Here is a 2878-nt window from a genome sequence, read left to right as displayed (position 1 = left end):
GGAATAGTCCGGGACAAAAACCATCATTCCTGACGGTTTAATCAGGGACGTAACAGGCGGCCATGGCGAGGCGGTGGCGGAGTTCGGTGTGGCCGGCCAGGAGCAGGCACAGGCGGTTCTCGGAGTCCATGCGGTAGTTGGTGAGCAGGCGGAGCTCCTCAAGGAGTTCGCCGCGCAGCAGGTGGGCCTCGTCGACGACGAGGACGGGGAGCTGGCGGGCCTCGCGGATTCTCCGGGTGACCTCGGTTCGGATGGCCCGGAAGGCCCGCGCCCGCTGGCTGACGGGCTCGAGGCCGAAGGCCCGGGAGAGGGTTTCGTAGAGGTCGGAGACGCTGCCGGTGGTGAGGGAGACGTAGCGGTGCAGGTGGAGCCCGGGATGGAGTTCCCCGGCCATCTGGCGGCAGACGGTGGACTTGCCGCATCCGGGCTCGCCGGTGAGCACGCCGATGCCGCGCAGCTCGACGAGGTGGCGGATGCGCGAGAGGGCCTCCTGCTGCCCCTTCAGGGGGAGCAGATCGTCGACCTCGATGGAGGGCTCGAAGGGATATCGGGCGAGGGAGAAGTGGGTCTTGTACATGGTCAGTCTCCGGTGGGTTCGGTGTGGTCGGTGTTTCCGGTGGTCTCGTCGGCGTCGATCCGGTCGGGATCGAGGTCGCGGAAGGACAACGCGTTCCGGGGCGCCTTCCTCCGGACACGGGCGTTGGCGTGGAGGTCGAGCAGGGTGGCGACGCCGGCGCCCTGCCCCTCGTGGATCACCTGGACGGGCCGGGACGGCGGGGCCGCCGGGTCGTACCGCAGGATCACGCGCTCCCCGATGAGCCGGGCCTCCGCCTCGTAGACGCGGCCGTCGAGACGCACCGTCCGGTCCTTGCGGACCTTGCGCCTCTTCTCCACCATGAACAGGTCGCCCAGGTCCATGCCGTGATCCACGTGGCGGACTTCGCCGCCATGGCGGGCCCACCGCTCCAGGGGGGTGTCGCCGCCGAGGCCGTGGTGGGGAGTGCGGTGGTATTTCCCCTCGATCCATTCGCGCAGCTTCGCGTTGAGGGCGTCCAGGCTCCGGAGGTCCTCCGGGGCGAGCCGGGAGAGGAACTGCTCGCGGACCGTCCTGAGCCACCTCTCGATCTTGCCCTTTCCCGCCGGATCGAAGGGCCTGGCGTGGATGAGAACAATCCCCAGCCGGGCGCAGGCCAGGTCCAGCGCCCGGGAGCGGTAATTCGGACCATTGTCCACAAACAATCTCATCGGGACCCCCCTGCGCTCGATCGCCTGGCGGAACACCGGCAGGAACGCCGTCACCCGCTCGGAGAAGGCGAACTCCGCATAGGGGATCACCCGCGTGGCGTCGTCCAGGAAGGCGATCAGGTAGACCTTGCGCAGGCGGCCCCGGCCATCCCGGACCTTCGGGCCGTGGAGCACGTCCGACTGCCACATCTCACCGGCCAGCTCGTAGGCGAACCGGCGACGGTCCCGGCCCTTCCCGCCGTCATCCCCCCCGGGCCGGCCCATCAGGCCCTCCCCCCGGAACATCCGGTGCACCGTGGAGTGCGGCAGCGGCACCGACTCCGGCACCAGGTGCCGGTCCCGGGCCTCCTCGATCAGCAGCCGGACGCTCAGGCGCGGCAGCTCCCGCTTCAGGCCGATCAGCGCCTCCACCACCTCCGGGTCCAGACTGCGCGGGCCGCGGCCGCTCCGCTCCTTCGGCCGCAATGCGTCCAGGCCGCCCCGCCGGTAGAGCCGGAACCACGACCGGACGGTCTCCGTCGCCACCCGGGTGCGGTCCGACCCCGGAATCTCCCAGCGCAGCCCCGCCTGCTCCCGGGCCTTCCGCGACACCTTGCCCAGGGGCTCGTTCAACAGGGGGGCGATGACGCGGTATCGGAACAGCGCCACTTCCAGGGGATCGGGTTTCTTCCTCGTGCTCATGGACGGATTTCCTCCGGTTCGGTGATCGGAACCGGGATTCTCATCCCCCCGGGCTCCCCGAACCATTGCCGTTTCCTGTAGGCGGCCCCCGCTGGCTACCGGAAGGCGCCGGGGGAGGACGGAATCCAACCGGATGGGGCAGGCAGGACAGGTCGCCGCAGCACAGTCCACGAAGGTCCCGCAGGCCCACCTCCGGGCCCAGGCGGGCGCGCAGCCCCGCCAGCGTCGGATCCATGCCGAAGAACGTCTCCGTCAGGCCCCGGAGAATCCACAGAAGGTCCGACACCCAGTCGCAGCGGCGGCGCACGAACCGCCAGGCCGAGACCGGGTCGGCGTGGGAAGCGCGGAACAGGCGGGCCGCCGACGCCATGCCGTGCGCCGCGGCATGCGCCGCCACCGCCTCGATCCCCTCCAGCGTGTCCGACACCCGGCTCGCCGTGCAGTCCGGATGGGCGCTGAACGTGATCCGGCAGGCCCGGCAGTACCAGCGCCGGATCCGCATCCCCGCCGGGCGCTTGCGGGCGTAGGTGCCGTGGCCCCGCATCCCGCATCGGCTCCCCCGGCGGCGAATGCACCCCGGAGGGCTTGCCTCCTCCCAACCGCGCCGGATAACATACTCCGCAGCGGTCAACCCGGTTTCATGGCGAAACTGAATCTTCCAGGCCGCTCACGGCCCGGCGATCGCCGTCGCGCGGGCCACTTTCTTTGGTTGCCGGCCCGCAGCGGAATCCTGTCCGCCAGCGGCATTCCGGAGAAGATCCTCAGGGCGCTCCCTCGCCCTCGCACCCTACCATATCCCCGCTCCCTGAAAGCTCTCCCTGAAAGGCTGCCTGAAACCGGGCTGCCCGGAGAAAAAAACCTTCCCGACTTATTCCATTTCCTGCACCTGTCCAGACCCGATCAGTCCGGGAAAAATACCCTCATATCGGATGGTTTAATGTTGGACGTAACA

Annotated in this window: 4 protein-coding genes; 1 reads left to right on the top strand and 3 read right to left on the bottom strand. The window is 69.4% G+C overall.

Features of this window, described 5'->3' with window-relative positions; translation table 11 throughout:
- Nucleotides 1-37: 37 nt before the first annotated feature.
- From OXT71_03565 to OXT71_03555, 3 genes are read right to left on the bottom strand one after another with little or no spacing between them, the layout of a single operon-like run.
- Nucleotides 38-577 (bottom strand): AAA family ATPase, encoded by a 540-nt coding sequence (locus tag OXT71_03565; protein MDE2925456.1) that lies wholly within the window; start codon nucleotides 575-577, stop codon nucleotides 38-40.
- Between the two features lie 2 nt (nucleotides 578-579).
- Nucleotides 580-1926 (bottom strand): DDE-type integrase/transposase/recombinase, encoded by a 1347-nt coding sequence (locus OXT71_03560; protein ID MDE2925455.1) that lies wholly within the window; start codon nucleotides 1924-1926, stop codon nucleotides 580-582.
- A gap of 40 nt (nucleotides 1927-1966) precedes the next feature.
- Entirely contained in the window at nucleotides 1967-2470 is a 504-nt protein-coding gene (locus OXT71_03555; protein MDE2925454.1) for a hypothetical protein, read from the bottom strand.
- Between the two features lie 96 nt (nucleotides 2471-2566).
- Here OXT71_03555 and OXT71_03550 point away from each other — a divergent pair.
- On the top strand, nucleotides 2567-2878 hold a 312-nt coding region (locus OXT71_03550; GenBank protein MDE2925453.1), incomplete at its 3' end, for a hypothetical protein.

The organism is Acidobacteriota bacterium (genome assembly GCA_028874215.1).
In the GTDB taxonomy this organism is placed as follows: Bacteria; Acidobacteriota; UBA6911; order RPQK01; family JAJDTT01; genus JAJDTT01.
This window is presented reverse-complemented; position numbering and strand designations above follow the sequence as displayed.